The following is a 21,384-nucleotide window of genomic DNA, read 5'->3' as shown; positions in this document are numbered from 1 at the left end:
AGTAGTGTGAATAAAGGGTTGGGTTTGGACTGGTACTCTTCGATCTTTGAACTCATCGATATGCGCAGCTTTTCGAATCTGTGGTTCTGGATCGTACTGGCGGTACTCTGGTCGTCGGCCAGCCACTGGGTGATGGGCATCCCATATGATCTGGTTGTCCGTGCCCGCCGGATCGGAGGTCAGGTTGAAACCGATCTGCTCGACATCGTTCGCATCCATACAAATCGGATTCTGCTGATTGTCGACATGTCTGGCACCATCCTTTTGGCGTTTGGGTGTTTTCTGTTCACCGGGATGGCCACGCTTGGGTTCTATTATGACGTCGAATTCGCGCAGGCCCTGTTTTTGCTTTTGTTCCCAATGACCTTGGTGCTTTTGGTCAATATCGTGCATGCAAGGCGTCTTCGGCGGCAGGAATTGACTCTCGAAACTGTCTCAAAAACAATTTCCCGCTGCCGACTGTATACCCAGATCATCGGCATGATCTCGATACTGGTCACTTCGTTCTGGGGCATGTATCAGAACCTTTCGATTGGCGTTCTGGGATAGAAGATTCTGAAAGGCGAGGCGATGAAGGCTCCGAACCACGTGACAGTTGGCGGCGCCCCCGAAGGGTTTGACGCGCAGCTGGTGCTGAACGAGATTGCCCGCAGCAAGGGGCCGGTGGCCCATGTCGCACGCGATGACAAGCGGATGGAAGCGATGCGTTCCGCACTGGCGTTCTTTGCGCCTCAGATGCCTGTCTTTGTGTTTCCGGGCTGGGATTGCCTTCCTTATGATCGGGTCTCGCCCAATGCGGATATCTCGGCGGCGCGCGTGGCCACACTGGCGGCGCTGGTTCACCAGATGCCCCAACAGTATGTATTGCTGACCACGCTGAACGCCGCGACCCAACGCGTCCCGGCACGAGAAGTTTTGCGAGAGGCGGCGTTTACTGCCCGAGTTGGCCATCGCATAGATGAAACCGCTCTGCGAAACTTTCTGGTGCGTATGGGGTTCACACAAAGTCCAACGGTGATGGAACCCGGCGATTACGCCATCCGTGGCGGCATCATCGACATCTTCCCTCCGGGAGAGACGGGCCCGGTTCGGCTGGACCTGTTCGGTGACGTTCTGGACGGTGCGCGACGCTTTGATCCGGCGTCCCAGCGAACAACCGAAAAGCTGGACATCGTTGAACTTGCACCGGTGTCCGAAGTCATCCTGGACGAGGCCGCCATAACCCGGTTCCGTCAGAACTATCGCATCGAGTTTGGTGCCGCCGGTACAGATGACCCATTGTATGAGGCCGTAAGCGTGGGCCGCAAACATCAGGGGATCGAACATTGGCTGCCGTTCTTCCACGAAAAACTTGAGACGTTATTCGACTATTTGCCGGATGCGGTGATCACTGTCGATGATCAGGTGACGCCCGCGCGTCTGGCGCGTTGGGATACGATTGCCGATCAGTACGAAACCCGGCGACTGGCGCTGGAAAACCGATCCCGCATGGACACGGTCTATAAACCCACACCTCCGGGGTTGTTGTATCTTGACGATACCGCCTGGGAGGCGGCGGTCGCGGATCGTCGGGTTTTGCAGTTCAGCCCGCTGCCGCAAGCCTCTGGCCCCGGTGTCATCGATGCGGGCGGACGCATCGGGCGCAACTTTGCACCGGAACGCCAGCAGGAAAGCATCAGCCTGTTCGGTGCTTTGGCCAGTCACATCACTGCAAAGCTCGACAAAGGACCGGTGCTGATCGCCTCATATTCCGATGGCGCGCGGGAACGCCTGACCGGCCTGATCGAAGACGAAGGGTTGGCCGAGGCGATACATGTGGCCAATGGCACCCGCATTGGTAAACGCGGCTTGCACCTTGCCGTCTGGGCGTTGGAGCACGGGTTCGAAAGTCCTGATCTAACGGTGATCGCTGAACAGGATGTGCTGGGCGACCGGCTGATCCGTCAGCCCAAAAAGCGCCGCAAGGCCGAAAACTTTCTGACCGAAACCCAATCGCTCAGCCCCGGTGATCTGGTTGTTCACGTGGATCACGGCATAGGTCGTTACATGGGCATGGAGGTCGTCACCGCAGCTGGTGCTGCCCATGAATGCCTGTTGCTGGAATATGCCGAGCAGGCAAAGCTGTACCTGCCGGTCGAAAACATAGAATTGCTGTCGAAATACGGACATGACGAAGGTCTGCTGGACCGTTTGGGCGGCGGTGCATGGCAGGCAAAGAAGGCCAAGCTGAAAGAGCGCATCCGCGAGATGGCCGATAAGCTGATCCGCATCGCCGCTGAACGCGCGCTGCGCAAAGCCCCGGTCATGGATCCGCCGCCCCACGCGTGGGAAGAATTCAGCGCGCGGTTCCCATATCAGGAAACCGAAGACCAGTTGCGAGCGATCTCGGATGTGATGGAAGATATCCATTCCGGCGCACCAATGGATCGTCTGATCTGCGGTGACGTCGGCTTTGGCAAGACCGAGGTTGCCATGCGCGCCGCATTTGTCGCCGCCATGTCGGGCGTTCAGGTTGCGGTTGTAGCGCCCACCACTCTTCTGTCCCGCCAGCATGCCGCGAGTTTCAGGGAGCGCTTTCGGGGATTCCCGCTGGAGGTGCGGCAATTGTCGCGCTTTGTTTCGTCGAAAGAAGCCCAGAAAACCCGTGACGGGCTGGCCCGCGGGACAGTGGACATCGTGATCGGAACGCATGCGCTTTTGGCCAAGAACATACGGTTCAACAATCTGGGGCTTTTGATCATCGACGAGGAACAGCATTTTGGCGTGGGTCATAAGGAACGGCTGAAACAGCTGCGCTCAGACATTCACGTGCTGACCCTGACCGCGACACCGATCCCACGAACGCTGCAACTATCGTTGACCGGCGTGCGCGACCTGTCGATTATCGGAACACCTCCAATCGACAGACTGGCGATCCGCACCTATGTCAGCGAGTTCGATGCCGTTACAATCCGAGAAGCGCTGCTGCGTGAACACTATCGTGGGGGGCAGAGTTTCTATGTTGTACCGCGCATCTCGGACCTGCCTGAGATCGAAGAATTTCTGAAAGATCAACTGCCTGAGCTCACTTACGTGGTCGCCCATGGCCAGATGGCAGCGGGTGAGCTCGATGATCGGATGAACGCGTTTTATGACGGGAAATTCGACGTGCTGCTGGCCACGACAATCGTCGAAAGCGGGCTGGATATTCCGACGGCGAATACGATGGTCGTGCACCGCGCGGACATGTTTGGCCTTGCGCAGCTCTATCAAATCCGGGGCAGGGTGGGGCGCTCGAAAACCCGTGCCTATGCTTACCTGACCACCAAACCGCGTCAGAAATTGACCGCTGCCGCCGAGAAACGCCTGCGTGTTCTGGGCTCGCTGGATACGTTGGGGGCCGGGTTCACTCTGGCCTCGCAGGACCTTGACATACGTGGTGCGGGCAACCTGTTGGGTGAAGAACAATCCGGCCAGATGCGCGATGTCGGCTACGAGCTTTACCAATCCATGCTGGAAGAGGCGATTGCCAAGATCAAAGCCGGCGAGATGGAGGGGCTGTCGGATGCAGACGATCAATGGGCCCCGCAGATCAATCTGGGTGTGCCGGTTCTGATCCCCGAGAACTATGTGCCAGATCTGGATGTGCGCCTGGGGCTCTATCGCCGCCTGTCATCGCTGTCGACAAAGGTCGAACTGGAAGGCTTTGCTGCGGAATTGATTGACCGTTTTGGCAAATTGCCGAAGGAGGTGAATACCTTGATGCTGGTTGTGCGGATCAAGGCCATGTGTAAACGCGCAGGGATCGCAAAGCTCGACGGCGGGCCGAAAGGCGCGACCATCCAGTTTCACAATGACAAATTCGCTTCGCCGCAGGGACTGGTTGAGTTCATTCAAAATCAACGCGGTATGGCCAAGGTCAAAGACAACAAGATCGTCGTGCGCCGGGACTGGAAAAAAGACAGCGACAAGATTAAAGGGGCTTTTGCAATTGCCCGCGATCTTGCTGAAAAAGTGGTCGCCGCGCAGAAAAAGGTTAAAGCAGGTTGAGATGTGGGAGGGGGCTCTGCCCCCGCTGCGCGTTCCGCGCATCTCCCCCGGGATATTTACGGCCAGATGAAGAAGCGGATCCCTGCTTCATCTGGCTAAAAGTATCCCCGCCGGAGGCATCGTGTGTCAGCACGATCAAGACATTTTAGCTACGCATTGCCGCCTGCGCACAGAAGCAGGACGCAGCTACCATTCGGTCGGCGCGGGCCAACGCCTGGTCGAGCCGCTGTTTGATCTGCAGGACTTCGACCTGTTCGCTGCGTGCCTTGAGGCAATCGTAAAGGCCCTTCAAACTCCATACGTTGTCAGGATGTATCGAGGCGCGACTTAGCGTGCCACCCAAACCCAGATCTTCACGATAGACGTTTTCAGCTTCGGACAGCCGTCCTTGTTCGAAAAGAAGCGCCCCAAGCGCGTGGCGGGTCGGCTGCATCCATCCCCAGGGTTCGTCATAGGGCAAGGTATCGTCCAGCTCGACCGAGCGGCGCAGATGGGCAAACGCGATTTCAAAGTTGCCCTTGCGGTACTCGATCTCACCGCGCAGCATTTCCCGCGCAATTTCCAGCAGGTCAATCACACGGTTGTTGTGCAGCCTGCGTGTTTCCGGAACGCATTCCTTGGCAGCAAGGAACAGATTTTCTTCGGCCTCGGCATTGGCGATATCACCGGTTGCTGCATGAGCGATGGCGCGCGCGTAGTGCGTTGTGGCGGTCAGAGTGCGGAACAGGTCAGGATCTGAGGGCAGTTTCAGTGCCTTAGCCTCGTCCCAGCGGCCAAACCGGATCAGGATGTGAGGGCCCATGGACATGTAGCTTTCGAAGTAATCGGCCATCGGGGGACTTTCGACGCGCAGCAATTCTTCGGGCGTTGTATCCCACAATCCCTGATTTGCACGTAGGGCGGGTTCGATCTGTCCAAGAAAAAGCGCACCGTAGATGGCAAAGTGATAATTGTGCTGGCGATAGCCTGTGTAAATGTTGAACGCGCCTTCGCGTTCGTAATATTTCAGGTCGGCTTCCGAGGCTTTATCGTTCCAGTGCACAACGTTGTGGTAATGTCCGCAGAGCACATCGATATGTGTCGGCATATGTACCAAGTGGCCTGCATCCGGAACCAATGTGCGCAGGATATCCCCTGCTTTCAGGGCTTTTTCTGGTGTTGGAGACATCTCCATCAAATGAACATAGAGGTGCAGCAGGCCCGGGTGAGACATCGCAGACGGATCGTTCGCCATGGCCCATTCAAGCGCATCTTGCGCTTCCTTCGTTGCCGCGCCCTGGGCGGGTTGACCCGTTTCCAGATCCCACATTTTCCACGGTGTCAGGTTCAGCAGTGCTTCGACATAGATGGTACGCAAGTCAAGGTGGTCCGGGTGCGCCGCAAATGCCGCGCGCATCGCGTCGGCAAAACCGTGGTCCCATTGGTGCATGTCCTCAACCGGACCGCGTTGCGGGTAACGCGCAGGCAAGGCCTGAATCAGGGCCTGTTCGACGGCAGTGCACCCTGTGAGCAGACCAAGGGCTTTCTGCATCGCGTCGTAAGCCCGTGCCAACGCTTCTTCCCGACCTCTCTCATCCAGCAGGTCCCACGGGAGGTTGTAGTTTGGTCCGGCGGCATACGCGACACCCCAATAGGCCATTGCGCAATTCGGATCATGCTCGGCCGCGCGTTGAAAACAGACCACCGCCTCTTCGTGATTGTAGCCGTATGTCCAGTTCAGGCCACGGTCAAACCACAGCTGAGCTTCCGGGCTGGAAGTGGAAACCGGGCAGGAATAGTTGCCCAGATCGTAGTAATCGCACATCGCAGTTCCTCCCCTTAAGCTCTGGGTAGGATAGCGTGTTTCACCCCCGATTCACAGGTCAGGCTGGCAGCCGTTCTTCGATGCGACCCATGTGGATCATCAGGCCAAATGCCAGAACGCACATACTCAGAATGCCGATTGTCAAAGGCGCGATGGACCCGTTGAACAGAAGCCCGATCGGCGCGGCGATTGCCGCGGCCATTACTGTTGAGATCGACCCGACAACTGAAGCGGCCATGCCTGCGATGTGGCCCATGGGCTCCATGGCAATGGCATTCAGATTGCCGATGGTTACACCAGCCATGAAAAAGACCATCGTCTGCCAGAAGACAAACAGGGCAAATGACATATCGGGCGAAAGGTTCGCCATGTTCAGGATGATGACGACAGACGTGATGGCTATCTGCGCGCCGAAGGCGAATGTGACCATCCGGCGCATCCCGACGCGCACCACCAAAGCTGCGTTCAAAAGGCTGGCCGAACCTGACATCAGGGCGACAAATCCGAACCAGAAGGGAAAGCTGTCGGCCCGATCATGGATCACGTCATAGACCGGCTGCACCATAGTCAGCATGGTGAACAAGGTCCCCATGCACAAGGTCTGCACGAAGATAGACAAGCGCACGGTGGGATGGGCAAACATTTCGTTCACGGCCGCAATCATCAGATGCAGACGGAAGGGACGGCGGTTCTCGACGGCTAGGGATTCGGGCAGTCGTGTGCTCATCCACATCACGACGATCAGGGCAAACAGGATGAAGGACATGAATATCCCGCGCCAACCGAAGAGGGCAATAACGCCCGCGCCCAGCATCGGGGCCGCTGCTGGTACCAAAGTGAATATCATCATAGCGATTGAGATGATGCGCGCCATTTCCCGGCCCGAATACAGGTCACGGATGATGGCCATCGCCACGACACGTGGCCCGGCAGCGCCCAGACCCTGCACAACACGCGCAATCAGCACAAGCTCCAGCGAAGAACTGGCCCAGGCCACAGCCGAAGCCGCAATGTACAAAAGCGCACCGCAAAAGATCACTGGCTTGCGCCCCAGCGCATCCGATAGCGGGCCGGTAAAGAATGTACCGATACCCATTCCCAAAACGAAGGATGTCAAGATCAGTTGAGCGCGATTAACGTCATCGGGGCTAAGCTGCGCGCCGATTTCGGGCAGGGCAGGCAGCATTGAATCGATCGAAAACGCGATAGTGGCGAACATCATTGCGATCAGCGCAATGAATTCCGCCTTCGACATGCGGTTGGCCATGAAGCACTCCTAACCTGTTCGCGCTATCACGGTGAATCGGGTTAGACCAGACTGGAAATTCGCACAGACCTCTGTGCTATTCTGCAGGGGAAGTGTCAAGTTGAGATATAATCTCACTGATCACTTTTTCCCACATTTCAGGCGGTTGAGCACCCGGAACGGCATGTTGATTGGCAACAATGTAGGTCGGGACCGAACTGACGCCCATTTCGCGTGAGTGGGTATCGCGGTTTCGAATATCCTCGCGGTCAGCGTCGGATTTCAGCAGCTTCATGACCACCGCAGCATCCATTCCGGCACTGTCTGCGATGTCGGACAGGACCTCGGGGTCGCCGATATCGCGGGCCTGAACGAAGTAGGCATCGAACAGCGCATCGACGACAGCATTCTGTTTGCCTTCGATCCCGGCCCAATGGATCAGGCGATGTGCATCCAGTGTATTAGGTGTGCGTTTCATGCCTTCGAAGTCGATCTTTAGACCGGCGTTTTCAGCGTGTTCAACCACGGGCGCATAAGCACGTACGGCACCGTCCTTGCCACCGAACTTGCGTTCCAGATATTCGCGACGATCCATACCTGCGTCCGGCATATCAGGGTTCAACTGAAACGGATGCCATTCGATGACAAAAGGGTGCTGGGGCACATTGGCCAATGCTTTGTCCAGATGCGTTTTGCCGATATAGCACCACGGGCAGATCGGATCGGACAGGATGTCGAGCTTGACGGTCTGGGTCATGTGGCTGGTGCCTCGAAATAGGCCGGCAACGCCCGGCGCAGGAGTTTGCCGTTGCCGCCGGTGGGCAGCGCAGACAGGTGGATGAAGGCGCGCGGTTGTTTATAACGTGCCAGATTGGCCTCGACATAGGCGCGCAGGGCCGCATCGTCCAGCTTTTCCGGGCCGGTATAGAAGGCTGCTATCACAAATGTGTCCGGTTTGACCTCGACCGCGGCCGCGCCGACCTGCGTGATACCGGGAAAACGGGACAGGGCGGCTTCGACCTCGACCGGGGATACGCGGTAGCCTCCGGCATTCATCATGTCGTCGTCCCGGCCCAGATAACTGATCTGGCCGTCCACAGCCATTGCCCCTTGATCTCCGGTCAGGAACCATTCGCCTTGCATCCGGGTTTCAACTTCATCCGGTGCATTGAGGTAGGTCAGCATCAATCCAGGGTCAGACTGATGAATGGCGATGGTGCCTTCTTGCCCCTGCGGCACCGGGCCGTCCGGGCCCAGAATGGCCACGCGACGGCCCGGTTGCGGGTGCCCCAATGCGTCGCCGCGCGCAGGGTGGGCCGGGCTGGAGGATATGAAGGTCGAGCATTCGGACATACCATAGGCTTCGAACAATTCCGTACCGGTGGCGCTTAGCCATTTCTCGTGCAGTGCGCGCGACAGCTTTTCCCCCGCGCATAAACCGTGGCGCAGGTCAGGTAAGCTGATTTGCTCATACTCTTGCACCAATTTTCGAAAGACCCCCGGTGCCGCCGCAAAGATCGTTGCGCGATGCTGGCGGAGCAGAGCGGGCAGGGCGGAGATGTCCGTGCCCGGTTCCGGGATCAAGGCGGTTGCGCCGATGGTCCACGGGTCCATCAGACCGGTGCCAAGTGTATAGGTCCAGTTGAACGCTCCGGCGTGACACAGCCGATCGGACGCGCGCAGACCATACCAACCATCAACCATCATCTGCCGCGCCCAGATTGCCCGATGGGCGTGGGCCACGGCACGCGGACTGCCCGAGGTTCCCGAGGTGTAGACGACATATGCCATGCGCTCGGGGTCGCCCAGGTCATAGCTGGCGGGTGGAATTTCGCGCATGGCCTTTAATGCATCCAACTCGATCTGTCTGGGATGAGGCGCGCATGAGACAGCGGGATCACGAAGAACCGCAGCCGGGGACAGATCGTCGATCATTCTGGCGGTTTCGGGTTCCGTCAGTTGCGACGAAGTCGGCACCGGAATGATACCCACTGAAATCGCGCCCAGATAGGCAATCGGGAAATCCACCGTATTGCCGAGCCGCATCAGAACGGTATCGCCGGGTGTCAGACCTGATTGCAGCAACCCCGCGCCTGTGCCCAACACGGCAGATTGCAGGTCGCGATAGGTCCAGTCCTGCGCGCCGTGGGGCATTAGTACCGACAACGCCACTTTGTCAGGGACCTGATCGGCACGGCCAAGGACATGCGCCGCCAGATTGAACGGTGCGGGGCAGGGCGCGGGCGCCCCCTGATCGAAGACAGATAACATGGCCATTGGCTAACGCGGTGTCTGGCGCGTTGCAAGCGCGGCTGGCCAAGCCTATAGAGAATGGCATGAGCACCCAAGATCCCAAATCCCTGATCCGAATTGCCCGCGATTCCGGCGATCACACCGAAGTTGAACCGCTGGACCTTGGCGCGCGCGTGCGCGAATTGCGAAAAGCGCGGAAATGGACGCTGGAGCAGGCCGCCAGTCAGGCCGGTTTGGCCCGTTCGACGCTCAGCAAGATCGAGAACGGGCAGATGTCACCTACCTATGACGCGCTCAAAAAGCTTGCGGTTGGGTTGGAAATCTCGGTGCCTCAGCTTTTCACACCGCCGCAGCGGGACCAGGTCATCGGACGGATGGCGATTACCCGGATGGGCGAAGGGGCGGCCCACGCGACAACGACCTACGAGCATGAGTTGCTGGCCGAAACCCTGACCAAGAAGCACATGCTGCCCTACCGTGCGCGGGTTCGGGCGCGATCCATGGACGAATTCGACGGCTGGGTGCGCCACGATGGCGAAGAGTTCATGTATGTTCTGACCGGTGTTGTCCGGCTTTATACCGAATTCTATGAGCCGGTTGAAATGCGCAGGGGTGACAGCGCCTATTACGATGGCAGCATGGGCCACAACGTGATCTCCGTCAGCGACGAAGACGCGACAATCCTTTGGGTCACATCACTTGCTTAGCGACGCGCGGCAGAATTCTCTGTTCAGACCTTCGGTGAACAGGAAATCTTCGACCTCTTCATGAGCTTCGTTCATGGTCAACTGGTGACGCTCTGCCAGATAGGCTTCGAACCCTTTACGATCTTTTGATACGCGCATCATGTCCTGGTCACGCAAATTCGGAAAACGCCGCTTTGCACGTGCGTAGGCCGCATTCCAGTCTTGTGTCAGATCCGTCCAGTTCATCATGTATGAGCTTTCCTTATGTAGCGATTAGGACTGCTCTCCCCCTCTTTAGGGTACGTAATGGGTGCCGTTAGGGAAGACATGACAAAATGTCGCAGCATGCCACTGCATTCCTTTTACAAGATTGTGCCTCTGCAATACTTGCCGCAACAGGGCGGCAGGCTTGAAACTGTTCAAAGCACCTGCGGATCAGGAGACCTGTTTGGTACGGAACCGGGTATTCCCGGCGCGCGAGTTGTAAAGGCGACCTCCATCTTTGGGCTATGTCTAAATACCGCGATTCAATGCAGCTTTTAACGTTGACCGAAGCAGGCTGAAGGTGCGTCTCATGGGATCATCCGGCATCCGATATGGCCTGCATCTGATGCTGCGACCTGCTGTCGCGAAACGTATCCCTAGTGTGATGGCCATGTGCTGAATTCCGCCGACAGGCGTGGTTTTCCGGGGCCAATCGTGCTGGAAGCGCGAAGGAATCGCGTTTTTCAAGGGGTCCGCCAACACCCCGCGGAGAACAGCCGGTGTCGTGCAAAGCCCGGCTGCCCTGATGTTCACGTGATTACCCGGCGTCGTACCACCACACTTCCGGCATGTATTGCGGTCCGTCGCCATAGATTGGCACAGTCTCAGGGAACTTGAGCTCGCGGATGTGGGCAATCCGCCCGACATCAAAACTCCAGATCGGGATGACATAGCGACCGGCTGTCAGAACTCGATCAAGCGCGCGGGTTGCAGCGGTAAAATCTTCAGGTGTTTCCGAGGCGAGCATGGCGTCAATCATAGCATCAACAGCGGGCGAGGCCACGCCCATCAGGTTGCGTGTACCGGGTGTGTCCGCGTTCTCGCTTCCCCAATACAAACGCTGTTCGTTGCCGGGAGACAGTGAAAGAGCACGCCGGAAAGGCGTAACATCAAAATCCAGCTCTCCGGTGCGCCCGACATACTGCGCGTTGTCGACCTGTTCCGTTGTGATCTGAATGCCAAGTCGTTCAAGCGCGCGGGAATAAATCTCGACCACCGACGCCATCTCGCTATCCCCCTGCTGTAGCAAGACCGTCATTTTGAACGGATCACCATTCGTGTTGTGCAGAACCCCGTCCTGAACGGTCCAACCCGCTTCGGTCAACAGTTTGGTGGCTTTGCGAATATTTGCGCGGTTGCGGGCTGAACCGTCGCCCTTCGGCAGTTCGTACCCCTCCAGCGTGCCGGGGATCAGATCCGAGGCAAAGGGTTCCAGCAGGGCTTTTACCTGCCCTTGGGCCGGTCCGGGCTGCATGGCCAGCTCTGAGCCTGAAAAGTAGGACGTAATCCGTGGCTGCGCCCCACCAGTGATCGTGTCGTTAATGAACTCGAAATTGAAGGCCAGCGTCAGGGCCTCGCGAACGCGCCAGTCGTCGAACGGGGCCTTGCGGGTGTTCATCACGAACCCGGTCATGCCTGACGGTTTGCCATGCGGGATCTCGGTCTTGATGACATCGCCGCGCTGAACGGCGGGGAAGCTGTATTGCGTGTCCCATTTGTCGCCGTTGAACTCACGCACCGCTGATAGCTCACCGGCTTTGAAGGCTTCGAACAGGACGCTGCCGTCGCCGTAGAACTCGATCCGCATTTCATCCAGATTCATGGTGCCGCGACGGAACGGGATATCCTGCCCCCAATATTCGGGGTTGCGATGAAGGTTCACATAGCGCCCCGCCTCATAGCTTTCGATCACATAAGGGCCGGTGCCGATTGGGACATCGTGCAAAGCGGCGTCGGCAAATTCCTTGTCCTGCCACTGCGCCTTTTGCAGGATCGGACGCATCCCTGCGAGCAGGGCAAGTTCGCGATCCGGCACGTTGAAAGTAATCCGAACCGAACGCGGGCCAGTCTGTTCGATCCTGTCGATCTTGTCCCAAAAACCGCGATAGCGCAGATGTCCCTGAGTACCGAGCGTCTCGTATGACCAGATCACGTCGTCAATCGTGACCGGGGTGCCGTCAGAAAACCGGGCCTCTTCCCGCAGGGTAAATTCAACCCACGACCGGTCCGGAGCCGTCTCAACTGATTCGGCTAACAGCCCGTAAAGTGTGAAAGGTTCGTCCCAGGATCGCCCCATCAGGCTTTCATGGGTCCAAAAAGGCAATTGCCAGGGCGAGGTGCCTTTTTGCAAAAACGGGTTCAGACTGTTATAGCCGCCGGTATTTCCGAAAACGACTTTACCGCCTTTGGGCGCATCGGGGTTGGCATAGGGTAGGGACACAAAATCCGGTGGTAGGGCCGGGTCCCCATACATAGCTATGCCATGAGACGATTCTGCATGGGCGACAGAGATCATGAAAATGCTTGCGATTCCCGCCACAAGTGGTCGAAACGGTCGGAGAAAATCCGGGCTCATTTTGGAAACAATCCTGCTCTGGCCTTATTTTGTTGGGATTCACCGTAGTGATGATTTTTCATATTATCAAACTTTTAGCTTGGACGAAGGCGTGGAATTGCTTATAAAGGATGCACTGCTCGATAGGTTTCTTGCCTGTATGAAACCTGCCTCAATAACTTAACGCCCGCTTCGTGCGGGCGTTTTTTTTGACTGCTTGAGAAGTGTCAGGCTGGGATTTCGGACCGGTGTGTTTCCCCGTTTTCTTTGCAGGTGCAGCATGGCATTGTGCACCAAATCATCGCTTCAGGGAGAACGGTCATGAGCCTTTCCGGCAAAACAGCAATCATCACGGGGTCTAATTCTGGCATCGGACTGGGGGTCGCGCGCGAGCTGGCGAAGGCTGGAGCGGATGTCGTCCTGAATTCCTTTACGGACCGTGACGAAGATCACGCGCTGGCCGCTGAGATTGCCAAAGAGACCGGAACCAAAGCACGTTACATCAAGGCGGACATGTCAAAAGGTGAAGAGTGCCGCGCGCTGATTGAGCAGGCCGGATCTTGCGACATTCTCGTGAACAACGCGGGTATTCAACATGTATCCCCGATCGATCAGTTCCCGGTGGATAAATGGGATGCGATTATCGCGATCAACATGAACTCGGCCTTTCACACGACCGCTGCCGCGCTGCCGATGATGCGAAAGGCGGGTTGGGGTCGTATTGTGAATATCGCCTCGGCCCACGGCCTGACGGCGTCGCCGTTCAAGGCAGCCTATGTTGCCGCCAAGCACGGAGTGGTGGGGATGACCAAGACCGTTGCGCTGGAAACCGCGCAAGAACCGATCACCTGCAACGCTATTTGCCCGGGCTATGTGCTGACGCCTCTGGTCGAGGCCCAGATCCCGAACACAATGAAAGAATATAATATGAGCCGCGAGGAGGTTGTGAAAAACGTGCTTCTGGAACGGCAACCTTCCAAGGAATTCGCCACGGTTGAGCAACTGGGCGGAACAACCATTTTCCTTTGCTCGGACGCGGCGGCGCAGATCACGGGAACCACGATTTCTGTCGATGGCGGCTGGACCGCCTTGTGATTGGCCTTGGGGGCGCTGCCCCCAAACCCCCGGAGTATTTCTGAAAAGATGAAGGGTGAGGGCGGTGATACGGATCAATCTGGCTTTGCAGGGCGGCGGTGCGCATGGGGCATTCACCTGGGGTGTGCTTGACCGACTGCTGGATGAGGAAGACATCGAGGTTGCCGCGATCACCGGAACATCCGCCGGTGCGTTGAACGGTGCGGCGTTCAAATCGGGGATGGTTCATTCAGGACGTGAGGGTGCGCGCGCGCAACTGGACGGGCTTTGGAGGCGTATGGGTGCGATTGGAGACATGCGTATAGCCAATTGGTTTCGCGGGTTGGAACCGGCCGCAATCGCGCAGGCGATGGAATATTCGGTGCCGTTTTCAATCGGTGATGCCTGGTCGCGGATGGTGTCACCTTATGCCTATGGTCCATTCTACAGCAATCCGCTGGAGCCGGTGGTGGACAGGTTCAATTTTGCGGAAGTATGCGCCGATGCGGGACCCCGCCTGTTTGTGTGCGCCACCTGCGTGAGAAGTGGGAAAATCCGCGTCTTTACTGGCGAGGAGGTCTCGACAGATGCCATTCTGGCTTCAGCTTGCCTGCCGACCCTGTTCAAGGCAGTCGAGATATTTGATCCAAATACTAACCGGGTCGAAGCCTACTGGGATGGCGGTTATACTGGTAATCCGGCGCTCTATCCGCTGTTCAACAATGACCTGCCGGATGATGTAGTGATCGTGAATATCAACCCGTTGGAGCGCGACGCGGTGCCGGTCACACCGCAGCAGATCCAGAACCGGATCAACGAGATCAGCTTCAACTCATCCCTGTTTCGCGAATTGCGGGCAATCAGTTTTGTTCAGCGGCTTCTGAAAGAGGGCAAGCTGAAGGCCGGGGACATGAGCCGCGTTCTGGTGCATATGATTGCGGATAACGAGTTGATGAGCAGCCTGTCTGTTGCCACCAAAACCGTGCCCAACCCGGTTATTTTGCACAAGCTGAAACAGGCGGGGCGGGCGGCAGCGGATCGTTTTCTGACCAAGCACAAGAGTGATCTGGGCCAGACCAGTACAGTCGATCTGCCGACCATGTTCGGTTAATCACTCGGGTGGTTGCGTAGGGTCTTTTTCGTTGGGATAAACGAGCCCGGCCGAGATCACCAGTTTCGCGGCATCCTCAATTGTCATGTCCAGCAAAATTACGTCTTCCGCCGGGAAAAACAGCAAAAAGCCCGAGGTCGGGTTGGGGGTGGTCGGAACAAAGACGCTGAGCAGCTCTCCTCCGGTTTCTGCACGTTTGCTGATTTCGCCTTTGGCGGTTGTCGAGACGAACCCAATGGCCCAGATCCCGCGGCGGGGGTACTGGATCAGGCAAGCCTTTTCAAAAGAGCGTTCGGTTTGGGCAAATACGGTTTCCGAGATTTGTTTGATCCCGGAATAGATCGAGCGGACGACCGGCATCCGATCTACCACGCTTTCGGCGAACAGGATCAGGGACCGGCCCAGAATGCCTTTGGCGATCCACCCTACAATCACGGTAAAGATCAGGAAGATCACGACGCCCACACCGCGCAGGTTGATACCAACGTATTGTTCCGGTTGGAACTGATGAGGCACCAGTGGCAAAACGGCACTGTCGATCCAGCCGACTACCGACCAGATCAGCCAAACCGTCAGCCAGACCGGTGCAATGACAACGAGGCCGGTCAGGAAAGATGCGCGCAGCCGTGCCAGCATGCCAGGACGGCGATGATGCGGTTCTTCGTCGAACGGTGTATTCATCTTGGTTCCGAGTGGTTATCGGGATTTAGGTAGTCAATCGGTAGCCATGGCACAATAGGCTTGCGTTATCCCTGTTCTGCCAGTGCCCGTGCAATCGCCGCAGCAAGGCGCGCATTGTTGCGCACGAGGGCAATGTTGGCGGTAAGCGAACGTCCTTCGGTCTTTTCAAAGATACGTTGCAGCAGATAGGGCGTCACATCTTTTCCGGTGATCCGATGCGCATCTGCATCAGCCTGTGCCTCGGCGATGATGGGGGCCAGTATTTCGGAAGGGATCTGATCCGCGATCGGGATCGGGTTCGCCACAAGCTGCCCGCCGGGCAGGCCCAACGCGCGACGCGTTGCATGGGCCTTGGCGATAGCCTCAGGAGTGTCCATGCGCAGGGGGGCAGCATAGGGTGATTTTGCAGACCAGAAGGCAGGAAACGCATCCTGGCCATGGGCGATGACAGGCACCCCCAGCGTTTCCAGAACTTCAAGAGTTTTGGCCAGATCAAGGATGGCCTTGGCCCCGGCTGCGACGACGGTGACTGGTGTATGGCCAAGTTCGTGCAGATCAGCCGAGATGTCGAACGTGGTTTCAGCGCCCTGATGCACACCCCCGATGCCGCCGGTGGCAAATACCTCGATCCCGGCATAATGCGCGGCGATCATGGTGGCGGCGACGGTTGTGGCTCCGGTACCACCGGTCGAGATGCAGGCCGCCATATCTGCGCGCGAGATTTTGGCAACGCCTTGCGCCTGACCCAGCCATTGCAACTGGCCAGGCTCGAGCCCCACATGCAATTTGCCTTCAATCACCGCCATGGTCGCCGGAACCGCCCCCGCATCGCGGATGTCCTGTTCGACCTGCGCCGCAACTTCGACGTTTTGCGGGTAGGGCATGCCATGGGTGATGATGGTGCTTTCCAGCGCAACGATGGGATGACCCGCGTCCTTGGCAGCGCGGACCTCGGCTGAATATTGAATGTCGATCACAGTGGGGTTTCTCCGGAAACGTAGGTTGCTGCGGCATGCAGAGCGCGGGTCAGAGCCTCATCACTCGATGCGCCGCCGGATTCTGAGGCGATATGAGCCGCCATGAAGGTATCCCCGGCGCCGGTCACACGGGTGACCAGAACGGAGGGGGGTGTTTGGGTCAGAATTTCGTCCGAACTGCCGACCGTGGCCGAGCTGCCGCCATCGGTGACCAGCACGCGCAGTGCGCCACGATCCAGAAGGCCCTTTGCGGCAGATTCAGAATCAGTGAATTCACGCTGGCACAATATTCCTGCCTCTTCGAGGTTCACATAAAGCGTGGCGCGGGCATGTTTCAGGAAGGGCAACAGGCGCTCGGCCTTGCCGGGCGAGGCCGGGGCAACACGCAGATCGGCACGGGCAAATGCAGGGCTTTGGGCGATTTCTTCCAGCAGGTTCAGGGTCAGGTTGCCGTCAAGCGCAATGGGCCCCTCAAAGGGCGTGTTTTCATAGCCAAGCGGGCCGTGCATCAGCGGACGCAGTATCTTAGCGCCAGCGGCTTCCAGCGAATGTGCGTCGGCAATGGCCGCGATCAACCCGTTGGCACCTTCGACGGCCATATATCGGTCGGTCGGCAAGTCCTGCGAGCGATAGATGTGATCCGTGATCATACCTAGGCGGGAACAGGCATGAATCAACTCGTCGCCCTCGGGGTCGCGGCCAATGGCGGTCAGCAGGGTTGGCGTCATACCAAAACGCACCAGCGTCATGGCTATGTTCATCGCAACACCACCCGGTAGGCGGGTAATCCGACCAGGCACGTCCGAGCCTTGCCGCATGGCACTGGCCGATCGTCCGATCACGTCCCACAGGACCGAACCGATACACAGGATATTACTGTTCTGAGTCATAAAGGACGTCATGCCGCAGCGGTGATGCCCATGCAAGTCAGAACGTTACCGCAATCAGAGATTTACGGTGCACAGGTCCGATATGCCCTTTGGGCTTGCGATCTGCGGCCTTCGCGGGAACAATCGATAGCAATGATTGGTGATTTGATTTTCCTGTTGGAGCTTTTCGTATGAATGGCCCTGTTTTCCGCGCCATCTTTCGAACCCTCAAAACCTGTGCCCTGAGTTTTTTTGTTCTTGTAGCTATGCATCCCGGATCCGGCAGAGCGCAATCCGCCCCGCCGACCGTCGTTGATTTCTGGGTCAAGTCCGACACTTTGTTTATAGAGTTGAAATGGAATGCCGAGGCCATATTAACCGGGAACAATCCCGCGCAGCCCGCTGCGTTTTCCGACGATCCAAACTACAAATCCTTGCGGCGACTGGTTTCCTCTGAGCTGGAACCCCAGATCAGAGAGTTCGTTCAGCTCTGGAAACATAATCTTATCGTGGAGGCACCAGAGCGATTGAGTTTGTCTTATGAAGGTGTGCGTATTCCTGTTGTGGGAGAAACGGAGAAAGTGCGGGTTTCCAAACTGTTGCTGACTGCTCCTTTGCCCGATCAGGCGTCAAACCTGCGTCTGATCTGGCCGTCAGAAAGCGGACCCATCGTTCTGCGACAGCAAAATGTCGCGGCCCCATACACCGGGTATTTGGCTGCCGGTGAAGCCAGCCCGCTGATCCCCTTGCAAGGCGGGGCGTCTCTGACAACGCAACAAACATTGCAGACATATTTCACAAAAGGGGTCGATCAGTTTCTCCGAAACCCAATTAAGCCATCCATTCTTGTTTTGGCGCTAGTGTTTCTGTCTTTGAAATTGCGCCCAGTGGTATCTCAACTGGTGTTCCTGTCAGCGGGCGCTCTGATCGGGCTTGGGCTGGGTTTGCATGGCGTATTGGATGCAGGAAAAGTGAGCGAGGCCCCGGTTCTGGTGGCTTCGACCATCGTTCTGGCGCTGTGGAATCTGGTTGCCCGGCGATTGCAGGTCTGGCGTTTGTTGGCGGTTCTCGCCATTGGCGGTCTTCAAGGTCTGGTATTTGCCTCGGCCCTGATCGGGATCGGAGTGCCGCCAGATCATCTGCCCCCGGCCATCTTGGGCTTTGGCGCCGGGAATATTCTGCCGCTTTTTGCCGTGGCCCTTGCCGGGCTTGCTCTGGCGCTTTTGTTTTCTGGCGGCTCACACCGTATACGAGGCCGGGTATCGGTTCTGGCCTCGATGCTGATTGCAGGTGCCGGGGTCTACTGGATAGTCGAGCCTTGGGTGCAGGGTTAAGGCAACGCGGCCAGCAGCATTTTCAGTGCGCCAAGCGGATCGTCACTGCCCCAGATCTCATCGCCGATGCCAAAGAAATCGGTGCAGGGGGCCAGATCGCGGATCAATTCGGGCGTCAACCCACCTTCGGCCACAACCGGAACCTCGATCATCTCGGACCACCATTGGAACAGGTCCTTTTCGGCGCGGGTCCCATCCCTCAGTTTGGCCGAGCCGACAGGACCGAAAGCCACATAATCCGCCCCGTTTTCACCAGCAGTCATGCCATCATGGCTGGACGCGCCGCAAAAGCTTCCGACGATTGCATCGGCGCCCAGTTCCTTGCGCGCGGTGCGGACCGAGCGTGCAGCATCATCCAGGTGCACCCCGTCCAGCCCCAAACGCTGCGCCAGCAATACATGGTTCGAGATCACGATGGCCACGTCGCGCGAATGGGCGACTTCGCGACAAGCGTCCGCTGCACGGGCGATGGTATCTTCGTCGCTTCCGGCCAACGCGAGGCGGATACAGGCAATCTCGACCCCGTCCAGCACAGTCGCCAGCTTGTTCGTGAACGTGCTCAACTCGATGGTCGGAGGCGTGATCAGGTAAATCTGCGGCTGCTCGGGGGTGTCCATGGGCGCGTCCTTCGGCTTTCAGTCTTTGGCGCGGTTTAGCGGATTGCGGCTGGGAAGCAAACTTTTATGGATCAGAGCCTGCAAATAACGCCCCTGCGCCTTGCCCTGCAAGAGCCTGCCAATTACAGCAGGCCAAGTTTTCTTAAGGTGAGCCATGCCCAGCGACAAACCCCAGCCTTCCTTCGTGCTTGTGCGCCCGCAAATGGGTGAAAACATCGGTGCTGCTGCGCGGGCGATGTGGAACTTTGGGCTTGACCGGATGCGTATCGTGGCCCCGCGTGACGGCTGGCCGAACCCCAAAGCGGTGGCAATGTCCAGCGGCGCAGGGCGCTTGCTGGATGAGGCGCAGCTGTTTGACGACTTGGCCGGGTCGCTGGCCGACAGCACGTTTGTCTTCGCCACGACAGCCCGTCAGCGGGGCTTGACCAAACCTGTCTACAGCCCAGAACACGCAATGAAGATTGCCGCCGGAAAGATCGCGGCAGGCGAGAAGGTTACCGTTCTGTTCGGCCCTGAACGCGCGGGGCTAGAGAATGAAGACATCGCCAAGGCCAACGCGATCATCTCGGTGCCGGTGAACCCGGAATATGCCTCGCTGAACCTTGGTCAATGCGTATTGCTGACCGCCTATGAGTGGATGCGCCAGACCGGGGATGTGGTGCATGAATCGACCGACCTGGGCAAAGGTGACTGGGCCACTGGGATCGAGGTCGAAAAACTTGTCGAGCATTACGAGGATAGGCTGGAGGAGGCGGGGTTCTTCTACCCTCCCGAAAAGGCCGAAGGGATGAAGGTTAACCTGCGCAACCTGTGGTCGCGGATGCGAATGACACGGGCCGATGTGCAGATGTTGCACGGGATCATGCGTCAGATGGTCCGCTGGAAGGATAAAGGCTGAGGCTGGACCTATCTTCACCCAAGCCCTAGCTTGCGACAAAATCAGGACATGAGGACAGCATGAGCGGTAAGCGCAGCATCTTCGAAGAGGTCACGGACACCAAAAAACAACAGGCGGTTCAACCCGGTATGATCGACCGGGGGCGCGGCGGCGCGCGCAATGCGATCCGCGTCTGGCTGATGATCCTGTTTGCTCTGGTCGTTGTGATGATCGCGGTTGGCGGCTTGACGCGCCTGACTGACAGCGGCCTCTCGATCACCGAATGGCGCCCGATCACCGGAGCTTTGCCGCCGATGACCGAAGCGGACTGGCAGGCAGAGTTCGACAAGTACAAGCAGATTGACCAATGGCGCATCCAGAACCAGTGGATGGAACTGGGTGATTTCAAATCCATCTATTGGTGGGAATGGGGCCATCGTCAGTTGGGCCGCATGATCGGTTTGGTCTGGGCCGTTGGATTTCTGACCTTTCTTCTCACCCGCAAGATCCCGACAGGGTGGATGGGAAAGCTGATCGTTCCGGGTCTTCTTGGCGGTCTGCAGGGCGCTGTTGGTTGGTGGATGGTGGCCTCGGGCGTCACCCAGGGTGAAGGCATGACGGCTGTTGCAAGTTACCGTCTGGCAACGCATTTGGGGCTGGCTTTTGTGATCCTGGGAGTCCTGGCCTGGTACATCTTTGAACTCGGCCGGGAAGAACGTGACCTGATGCAGGCGCGCCGGGCCAAAGAGGTCAGGCTGTTTTCATTGTCCACAGGGCTGATGCACTTCGCCTTTTTACAAATACTCATTGGCGCGCTTGTCGCCGGGATCGACGCCGGGCGGTCTTACACCGACTGGCCGCTGATGGGAGGGCAGTTGCTTCCACCGGATGCGACTATGTTGGAGCCGATGTGGCGAAACTTCTTTGAAAGCCCCGGTCTGGTACAGTTCATCCACCGGTGTGCAGGGTATCTGCTGTTCATCTTCGCCGTTGTCGTCTGGCGACGTGGCAGCGGCAGCGCGCATCCGCAGACGCGTTTTGCCTTCAACGCTGCTTTCGCCGCGCTTTCGTTACAGGTCGTCGTCGGCATCGTGACCGTGGTTTACGGCGCGCCATGGCAGGTCGCTATCTTCCACCAGTTTATGGCCGTCATCGTTTGGACGCTGATCCTGCGCGCGCGGTTCCTCACGGCTTATCCAATCGCAACATCTGTGCGCGGAGTTTGAA

At 57.8% G+C, this 21,384-nt stretch carries 19 protein-coding genes; 9 read left to right on the top strand and 10 right to left on the bottom strand.

The annotated features are described in order from the left end of the window. Positions 1-24 precede the first annotated feature (24 nt). Together ACR0J7_RS02485 and mfd are read left to right on the top strand one after the other, a co-directional pair. Positions 25-549 (top strand): component of SufBCD complex, encoded by a 525-nt coding sequence (locus tag ACR0J7_RS02485; RefSeq protein WP_480486469.1) that lies wholly within the window; start codon positions 25-27, stop codon positions 547-549. 21 nt (positions 550-570) lie between these two features. Beyond that, positions 571-4,029 carry a transcription-repair coupling factor gene (gene mfd, locus ACR0J7_RS02480; RefSeq protein ID WP_480913210.1) on the top strand — a complete coding sequence of 1,153 codons (3,459 nt, stop codon included), beginning with the start codon at positions 571-573 and terminating at the stop codon, positions 4,027-4,029. A 145-nt stretch (positions 4,030-4,174) separates the two neighbouring features. Here mfd and ACR0J7_RS02475 read toward each other — a convergent pair whose 3' ends face one another. From ACR0J7_RS02475 to ACR0J7_RS02460, 4 genes are all read right to left on the bottom strand, one after another. Continuing rightward, positions 4,175-5,833 (bottom strand): hypothetical protein, encoded by a 1,659-nt coding sequence (locus ACR0J7_RS02475; RefSeq protein WP_480913207.1) that lies wholly within the window; start codon positions 5,831-5,833, stop codon positions 4,175-4,177. A 58-nt stretch (positions 5,834-5,891) separates the two neighbouring features. After that, on the bottom strand, positions 5,892-7,100 hold the full coding sequence (locus tag ACR0J7_RS02470) for a multidrug effflux MFS transporter (protein ID WP_480504993.1): 1,209 nt from the start codon (positions 7,098-7,100) through the stop codon (positions 5,892-5,894). Between the two features lie 76 nt (positions 7,101-7,176). Continuing rightward, the gene (locus ACR0J7_RS02465) at positions 7,177-7,836 is read right to left on the bottom strand and encodes a DsbA family oxidoreductase (protein WP_480913204.1); all 660 of its coding nucleotides are present in this window, start codon (positions 7,834-7,836) and stop codon (positions 7,177-7,179) included. Next, positions 7,833-9,350, bottom strand: coding sequence for a class I adenylate-forming enzyme family protein (locus ACR0J7_RS02460; RefSeq protein ID WP_480913201.1), 1,518 nt, complete (start codon positions 9,348-9,350; stop codon positions 7,833-7,835). The genes ACR0J7_RS02465 and ACR0J7_RS02460 overlap by 4 nt, the downstream gene beginning before the upstream one ends. Positions 9,351-9,415: 65 nt before the next feature. On the opposite strand from ACR0J7_RS02460, the gene ACR0J7_RS02455 reads away from it, so the two are divergent. Next, complete coding sequence (locus tag ACR0J7_RS02455) at positions 9,416-10,039, top strand: helix-turn-helix domain-containing protein (protein ID WP_209503779.1); 624 nt, start codon at positions 9,416-9,418, stop codon at positions 10,037-10,039. On the opposite strand, the gene ACR0J7_RS02450 is transcribed toward ACR0J7_RS02455, so the two are convergent. Together ACR0J7_RS02450 and ACR0J7_RS02445 are read right to left on the bottom strand one after the other, a co-directional pair. After that, positions 10,028-10,267: a hypothetical protein gene (locus tag ACR0J7_RS02450; protein ID WP_209503780.1), complete on the bottom strand. Its 240-nt coding sequence runs from the start codon at positions 10,265-10,267 to the stop codon at positions 10,028-10,030. The two genes, ACR0J7_RS02455 and ACR0J7_RS02450, sit on opposite strands and share 12 nt — an antisense overlap. 553 nt (positions 10,268-10,820) lie before the next feature. Beyond that, complete coding sequence (locus ACR0J7_RS02445) at positions 10,821-12,638, bottom strand: extracellular solute-binding protein (RefSeq protein WP_480913198.1); 1,818 nt, start codon at positions 12,636-12,638, stop codon at positions 10,821-10,823. Between ACR0J7_RS02445 and ACR0J7_RS02440 the strand changes: the two genes are divergently transcribed. The 3 genes from ACR0J7_RS02440 (at position 12,577) to ACR0J7_RS02430 (ending at position 14,802) form a co-directional block, all read left to right on the top strand. Continuing rightward, positions 12,577-12,801 (top strand): hypothetical protein, encoded by a 225-nt coding sequence (locus ACR0J7_RS02440; protein ID WP_209599589.1) that lies wholly within the window; start codon positions 12,577-12,579, stop codon positions 12,799-12,801. The genes ACR0J7_RS02445 and ACR0J7_RS02440 overlap by 62 nt on opposite strands. 137 nt (positions 12,802-12,938) lie before the next feature. Continuing rightward, positions 12,939-13,712: a 3-hydroxybutyrate dehydrogenase gene (locus ACR0J7_RS02435; protein WP_209503782.1), complete on the top strand. Its 774-nt coding sequence runs from the start codon at positions 12,939-12,941 to the stop codon at positions 13,710-13,712. A gap of 64 nt (positions 13,713-13,776) precedes the next feature. Then, on the top strand, positions 13,777-14,802 hold the full coding sequence (locus tag ACR0J7_RS02430; RefSeq protein ID WP_480584540.1) for a patatin-like phospholipase family protein: 1,026 nt from the start codon (positions 13,777-13,779) through the stop codon (positions 14,800-14,802). Here the strand turns inward: ACR0J7_RS02430 and ACR0J7_RS02425 are convergent, their stop codons facing one another. The 3 genes from ACR0J7_RS02425 to ACR0J7_RS02415 all read right to left on the bottom strand — a co-directional run bounded on the left by ACR0J7_RS02425 (position 14,803) and on the right by ACR0J7_RS02415 (position 17,350). Further along, positions 14,803-15,483, bottom strand: a complete 681-nt coding sequence (locus ACR0J7_RS02425) for a DUF502 domain-containing protein (RefSeq protein ID WP_480869373.1) — start codon at positions 15,481-15,483, stop codon at positions 14,803-14,805. 65 nt (positions 15,484-15,548) lie between these two features. Beyond that, positions 15,549-16,460, bottom strand: coding sequence for a pseudouridine-5'-phosphate glycosidase (locus ACR0J7_RS02420; RefSeq protein WP_480528362.1), 912 nt, complete (start codon positions 16,458-16,460; stop codon positions 15,549-15,551). After that, positions 16,457-17,350: a PfkB family carbohydrate kinase gene (locus ACR0J7_RS02415; protein WP_480480723.1), complete on the bottom strand. Its 894-nt coding sequence runs from the start codon at positions 17,348-17,350 to the stop codon at positions 16,457-16,459. The genes ACR0J7_RS02420 and ACR0J7_RS02415 overlap by 4 nt, the downstream gene beginning before the upstream one ends. 170 nt (positions 17,351-17,520) lie before the next feature. Here ACR0J7_RS02415 and ACR0J7_RS02410 point away from each other — a divergent pair, with 170 nt between their 5' ends. Further along, on the top strand, positions 17,521-18,663 hold the full coding sequence (locus tag ACR0J7_RS02410) for a hypothetical protein (RefSeq protein WP_480913196.1): 1,143 nt from the start codon (positions 17,521-17,523) through the stop codon (positions 18,661-18,663). On the opposite strand, the gene ACR0J7_RS02405 is transcribed toward ACR0J7_RS02410, so the two are convergent. Continuing rightward, a complete protein-coding gene (locus tag ACR0J7_RS02405; protein WP_480564552.1) occupies positions 18,660-19,280 on the bottom strand; it encodes a thiamine phosphate synthase in 621 nt (206 codons plus the stop codon). The two genes, ACR0J7_RS02410 and ACR0J7_RS02405, sit on opposite strands and share 4 nt — an antisense overlap. A 154-nt stretch (positions 19,281-19,434) precedes the next feature. Between ACR0J7_RS02405 and ACR0J7_RS02400 the strand changes: the two genes are divergently transcribed. After that, positions 19,435-20,178, top strand: a complete 744-nt coding sequence (locus tag ACR0J7_RS02400) for an RNA methyltransferase (protein ID WP_480480728.1) — start codon at positions 19,435-19,437, stop codon at positions 20,176-20,178. 59 nt (positions 20,179-20,237) lie between these two features. After that, positions 20,238-21,383, top strand: coding sequence for a heme A synthase (ctaA, locus tag ACR0J7_RS02395; protein ID WP_480480730.1), 1,146 nt, complete (start codon positions 20,238-20,240; stop codon positions 21,381-21,383). The last annotated feature ends 1 nt before the right edge of the window (position 21,384 follow it).

Source organism: Ruegeria sp. O4, assembly GCF_056535125.1.
The sequence above is the reverse complement of the archived record's forward strand: the minus strand, read 5'-3'. Positions and strand labels throughout refer to the sequence as shown.